4 protein-coding genes and 1 pseudogene are annotated in these 5,904 nt (G+C 52.7%); 3 read left to right on the forward strand and 2 right to left on the reverse strand.

Annotated elements, in window-relative coordinates:
• Window positions 1-1,112: pseudogene (locus ACKI3C_RS07495) on the forward strand (hypothetical protein); the annotation flags it as partial.
• A gap of 118 nt (window positions 1,113-1,230) precedes the next feature.
• On the opposite strand, the gene miaA reads toward ACKI3C_RS07495, so the two are convergent.
• Window positions 1,231-2,088 (reverse strand): tRNA (adenosine(37)-N6)-dimethylallyltransferase MiaA, encoded by an 858-nt coding sequence (miaA, locus tag ACKI3C_RS07500; RefSeq protein ID WP_407403632.1) that lies wholly within the window; start codon window positions 2,086-2,088, stop codon window positions 1,231-1,233.
• Window positions 2,089-2,251: 163 nt separating this feature from the next.
• Complete coding sequence (gene xpt / locus ACKI3C_RS07505; RefSeq protein ID WP_407403634.1) at window positions 2,252-2,836, reverse strand: xanthine phosphoribosyltransferase; 585 nt, start codon at window positions 2,834-2,836, stop codon at window positions 2,252-2,254.
• A 101-nt stretch (window positions 2,837-2,937) separates the two neighbouring features.
• Here xpt and ACKI3C_RS07510 point away from each other — a divergent pair, with 101 nt between their 5' ends.
• Window positions 2,938-4,221: an acetylxylan esterase gene (locus ACKI3C_RS07510; RefSeq protein ID WP_407403636.1), complete on the forward strand. Its 1,284-nt coding sequence runs from the start codon at window positions 2,938-2,940 to the stop codon at window positions 4,219-4,221.
• Window positions 4,222-4,487: 266 nt separating this feature from the next.
• A complete protein-coding gene (locus tag ACKI3C_RS07515) occupies window positions 4,488-5,609 on the forward strand; it encodes an AI-2E family transporter (protein WP_407403638.1) in 1,122 nt (373 codons plus the stop codon).
• The last annotated feature ends 295 nt before the right edge of the window (window positions 5,610-5,904 follow it).

Here is a 5,904-nt window from a genome sequence, read left to right on the forward strand (position 1 = left end):
AGTCATTCAAGGTGCTCCGCAACAACGAGGTTGTGGCAACTACCGAGGGCACTACATTCAGCGAGACACTCAACGAGTTTGGCACTTTCAACTACAATGTAGTTACCGTATTTGAGAATGGTTGGGAATCACCCCTAAGCAAGACTGTCACAGTCGAAAACTTCATCGCTCAGAATGCTCCCGCTCCCTTCGACCTGCGTGGCGAGGCCGACGAGGACGGCACCCTCGCACTCACTTGGGACGCTCCCGGCTTGGTTCAGGAATTCACTTATCAGAAGGACTACTCTAGCGACCTCAAGTCTGGTATGACAGGTTCTGGCACTCGCGAGGGCTACCACGTTATCCGCATGACTATGGACACCTTGCAGTACTACATGGGCCAGAAGATCACTCACATCAAGTTCAAACTCTCCGAGGCTGTGACTACTGCTGCTGTGGTAATCACTGTGGGCGAGAACGTAATCTACGAGCAACCCATCGAGGCTGCCGACATCAACGTGGGCTGGAATGTTATCCGTCTCAACACTCCCTTCGAGATCACCGACGAACTTGTTCAGGAACTCGGCGTGGGCTACCACATCACTTATCCCAACGGTGCTAAGCCCTTCACACTGGATCCCACTCCCGCTATTCCTTACTACAACGACCTCATCTCGGCTGCCGCTTCTTACGGCTACTGGTACTCACTCCAAGCCAAGTATAAGCTGAACTACGGCTACCGCATCAGCGCTGTCCTCCAGAAGGAAGACACCCAGGCTGCGCACAAGGTGGCTCGCAAGGCCGAAGGCGATGCTGTGACTTACAATGTATATTGCGACGACCAGCTCATCGCAAGTGATGTCGCTGCTTGTGGCTACGACGTTCTCGCTGCCGAGACTGGCAGCTACACTGTAACCGCAGTTGTCGATGGTCAGGAATCAGCTCCCTCTAACAAGGTCGCTTATGTGAAGTCTGTAACAGCTGTTAACGACCTCAACACTGGCAAGGCTGTATCTAGCATCCGCTACATCAACGCTGCTGGTATCGAGAGCGCAACACCCTTCGACGGCGTTAACATCGTTGTGACAACCCACACCGATGGCTCTAAGACAGCTACAAAAGTGGTGAAGTAACACAAACACCATAGTATCTCTATAAAAAAATCATCCCGCTATACAACGGGATGATTTTTTTAGTTCTAGAAAGCCTAGAAAGTCTAGAGAGTCTAGAGAGTTTAGAAAGCCTAGTTAACTACATCTCTTTCCACTCAATCTCCGGGTCGCGGGCTAGCCAGGTGAGTTGCTTCTTGGCATAGACGCGGGTGTTTTTCTTGATGCGCTCGCGAGCGGTGATGAGGTCCATTGTGCCGTCGAAGTGGGCAAACATTTCTTTCATTCCCACCGTGTTGAGCGAGTTGAGATGACGCAGGTGATACACGCTGCGTGCCTCCTCCACAAGTCCTTGCTCCATCATCAGGTCCACGCGGCGGTTGATGCGGTCAAAGAGACGCGATCGCTCCATGTTGAGCCCTATCTTCACTATCTTGAAATCGCGCTGCTTCTTGCGGCCGGTGCGCAGGGTGGAGTAGGGCACACCCGTCTGGCGGCACACCTCAATGGCATGGATCACACGGCGAGGGTTGCAGCGGTCCACCTGGGCATAGTAGGCCGGGTCAAGGCGTTCAAGCTCGGCAAGCAGCGGTTCAAGTCCAGCGGCGTTATACTCATCAAGCACTTGCGCGCGCAGGGTGGGGGAGATGTCGGGGATATTGTCGATGCCGTTGCACACCGCATCGACATACATCATCGACCCGCCGCACATCACCACATGGTCGCCACGCTCCCATAGCGACGGCAGCAGTGCCATCACGTCGGTCTCAAACTGTGCCGCGCTGTAATACTCGTCAAGTTCCCTGAACTCCACGAAGTGATGGCGCACAAGAGCCTGCTCTTGGGCCGTGGGGGCAGCGGTGCAGATGGGGATGTGGCGGAAAATCTGGCGCGAGTCGGCATTGATGATGTCACAGCCATACTGCTGCGCCAACTCAATGGCGTAGCGGGTCTTGCCCACAGCAGTAGGCCCTGTAACCACTATCAAAGTCTTTTCCATATTTTTTTATCTATTCTCTCGGGGAACTCGGGTTTCTCTCGGGGAACTCGCAGAACTCGGGGAAGTCATGTATATAAAAAAATAAATATAAATTCCCCGAGTTCCCCGAGTTCCCCGAGAGGTTAGTTTAATCTCCCCGAGATCCCCGAGTTCCCCGAGAGACTTAGGGAGTTTGAGCGAGGGTTATCTTGCAGTCGTCGAGCGATGTCACTTGCACCAGGCTTTCGACATGGTAGCCCTGCTCGCGCAACTGGTTGCCACCGTTCTGGAAAGTCTTCTCTATGACAAACCCCATTCCCGCAACCTGTGCTCCCGCCTGCTGGACAAGGTCTATCATGCCCTGCGCTGCGTTGCCGTAGGCAAGGAAGTCATCGATGATGACGACGCGGTCACTGTCGGTGAGAAACTCGCGGCTCACGCTCACTGTGTAGTCGCGGTCCTTAGTAAACGAGTGGACTGTTGTTACAAAGGCACTGCCCATGGTGGAGGGCTTCTTTTTCTTGACATAGACCACCGGCAGATTCATTGCCAGCCCGGTGGTGATGGCGGGCGCTATGCCGCTAGCCTCGATGGTGAGAATCTTGTTGGCGCCGCTGTCCTTGAACAGCTGGGCAAAGTGCTGCCCTATGGCCATCATCAGCTTGGGGTCCATCTGGTGGTTGATGAAGCCGTCAACCTTGAGAATGCCGCCGGGAAGGCATTTGCCCTCATTTAATACGCGGTCTTTGAGTAGGGTAAGTTCGCTCATATAATGAATTTTTGTGCAAAGTTAGCAATTTTGCGTTGTCCTGCCTTAACTTTTGCGTCATTAATTGTGCATTCAAACGCAAAAGTTAGTATCTTTGCGACATGAAACAGATATTCTCATTACTCATGACCCTTGTGGCGGTGGTTGCCCTGGCGCAGTCGTCGAGCCACAAGTATATCACCGTGGTTGCCGAGCCCGACCACGAGGACTGGACCTACCGTGTGGGCGAGCAGGCATTGGTCACTGCCTATGCCATCAAGGAAAACGTGCGCATGAAAGGTGTGGAGATAACCTACAGCTATGGCCCCGACAAACTCGAAGCCACTCACACCGCTACGGTCAAGACCGATGCTAATGGCGTGGTTCGCTTCAAGGTGCCTGGCATGAAGCAACCAGGATTCACTAGCGTGCGCGTCAAGGTGAATTACCAGGGGCATGAATACTCGTCGATGACCAATATCGCCTTCGACCCGCTGAATATCAAGCCCACGACCACCATGCCCGATGACTTCAACGAGTTTTGGGACAATGCGATGGAAAAAGCCTCGCAGGTGCCCATGGACGTGACCGTGCGCCGCAACGACAGTGAAAGCACCTCTGCTATCGATGTTTATTATGTGCGCATCCAGTCTTACCGCAAGGGCAACTACGTTTACGGCGTGCTCAGCGTGCCCAAGGCTCCCGGACCCAAGCCTGCCATCCTGCGCTTGCCTGGCGCCGCTGTGCGCACATTCCATGGACCCAGCGACCTCGCCCGCGAGGGGTTTGTGGTGCTTGAAATAGGCGTGCACGGCATTCCTGTGGATCAGGACGAGGAGATGTATCGCCAGCTTGAGAGTGGCGCCCTTGCAGGATACACGCAGCAGGGCATCGACAACCGCGATACTTACTACTACAAACGCTCGATACTGGGTTGTGTGCGTGCCATCGACTACCTGTGCTCGCTGCCCGATGTGGACCCTGCGCGCATTGCAACCTACGGCGGCAGCCAGGGCGGCATGCTATCTATCATGACTGCCTCGCTCGACCGCCGCGTGAAGTGTCTCTTTGCCTATTTTCCCGCCTTCTGCGAGCTGGGTGGCTACTACTATGGTCGCGCCGGCGGATGGCCCCACATGTTCCGCAACCCCAGTGAGCCTAATATCAAGGCCCGCCTTGAGGTGTCGCGCTACTATGACACCGTGAACTTTGCCCGCCGTCTCAAAGCACCAGGTTTCTATGCCTGGGGATATAACGACCCGGCTTGCTGCCCCACCTCGACCTACAGCGCTTACAACGTGATCACTGCACCCAAGCAGCTGCATGTGGGACGCGACACCGGGCACTGGCTATACCCCTGGCAGACCGAAATGGCGATGACGTGGCTCAAAGAGCAACTGAAGTGAAAAATTGTTTTAGGTATATCAAGTGATTAATAAAAAAACAACATCACTAGGAATATATCTGCTAGCACTTTTGTGTAACAAGAGGATGTTGACGACGAATTAATTTTTTGTTAATTTTTAGTGTATTTCAAGCGAAGCACCTTTTCTCTTAGGTGGTATTTAGGTGATGGCGCTGCGCTTGAAATACACTAAAAATACACTAAAAATACACTAAAAATAACTAGAACCTACCTTAAAGAGAAACAGAGATATAAATAAAATGAACTATGGATAAGACTACAAAGAAATATGACTTTGACCGCGTGGTGCGCATGACTATATCGGTGGTGTGCATCGTTGTTGCGATATATGTGATCAACTATCTGTCGCCGGTGCTGTTGCCGTTCCTCATAGGGTTCCTGCTTGCCTATATCCTTGATCCCATCGTGCGGTTCTACCAGCGGTTGCTGCACGTGAAGCGCCGCATCTTGCCGGTGATGCTCACGCTGCTCACGGTGATCGTTGTGCTCTTCACTGCTGGATATTTCCTCGTGCCTTACCTGGTGAAAGAAGCCACCGACATGACCATGATGCTCAAAGCCTACGCCGAGTCGTCGTTTAAGATCTCCTACATCCCTGCCGAGGTGCACGAATTCCTCATGTCGAATATTGACTTCAACAGCATCTCGGAACTGTTCTCTCGTGACCAGTGGATGAAGATGCTGCAGAGCGTGATGTCGGGCACATGGAGTGTGCTGGGTGGCACATGGAGCTACCTGATGAGCGTCGTGTCGTCGCTCATCGTGCTGCTCTACATGGTGTTTGTCATGCTCGACTTCGAGAACCTGTCGCGCAGCTTCAAGGCTGCCATACCGCGCCGTTACCGCTACATGTCGCTGCGTGTGCTTGCCGACGTGGAGAACACCATGAGCCGTTATTTCCGCGGCCAGGCGCTCGTGTCGCTGCTCGTGGGCATAGTGTTTGCTATTGAGTTCTACATCATAGGCCTCCCCATGGCCATCGTGTTTGGACTCTCGATAGGCATCCTCAACATGGTCCCCTACCTGCAGCTGCTGTCTATCCCCGTGGCAGCGTTCCTTTGTCTGGTGGCATCGGTGGCTACTGGCGGTAGCTTCTGGGTGCTCTTCGGCTGGACCATAGGTGCCTACTGCCTGTGTCAGCTCATCCAGGACTTTGTCTTCGTGCCTGCCATCATGAAAAAGCAGATGGGGCTCAACCCTGCCATCGTTTTCCTCTCGCTCTCGCTGTGGAGCTACGTGCTAGGCTTCGTGGGCCTCATCGTCGCCCTGCCACTCACCACGCTCATCATCAGCTACTACAACAAATTTGTCCTCCACAGCGACAAACCCCACAAGAACTCTCTCCCACAGAAGCACAGAGAACACTGAGAATTTATTAAAACTGAAAGAAATTAAAATAATTAGAATAAATTTATTATTTCAGTTCAATCTGTGGTTTGTTTTTCAACTTTACTTTTATAGCAATTGCTGCTAATTTCTTGTCCGGAAGGACAATATCTAAATAACCCTCACCGCCGAACGAAGTGGCGGTGGGGGTATAGCAATCCCGAAGAAATGCGTCCAGCAGGACGCTAATCGGGTATCAATCACGCAAAAAATAGTCGTCAGATGGGTTTACTTGAAACTCTGCCAGCAGGTCGTTATATTCTTGGGCAAGAGTAAA

Source organism: Sodaliphilus sp. (assembly GCF_045598405.1).
GTDB lineage: Bacteria > Bacteroidota > Bacteroidia > Bacteroidales > Muribaculaceae > Sodaliphilus > Sodaliphilus limicaballi.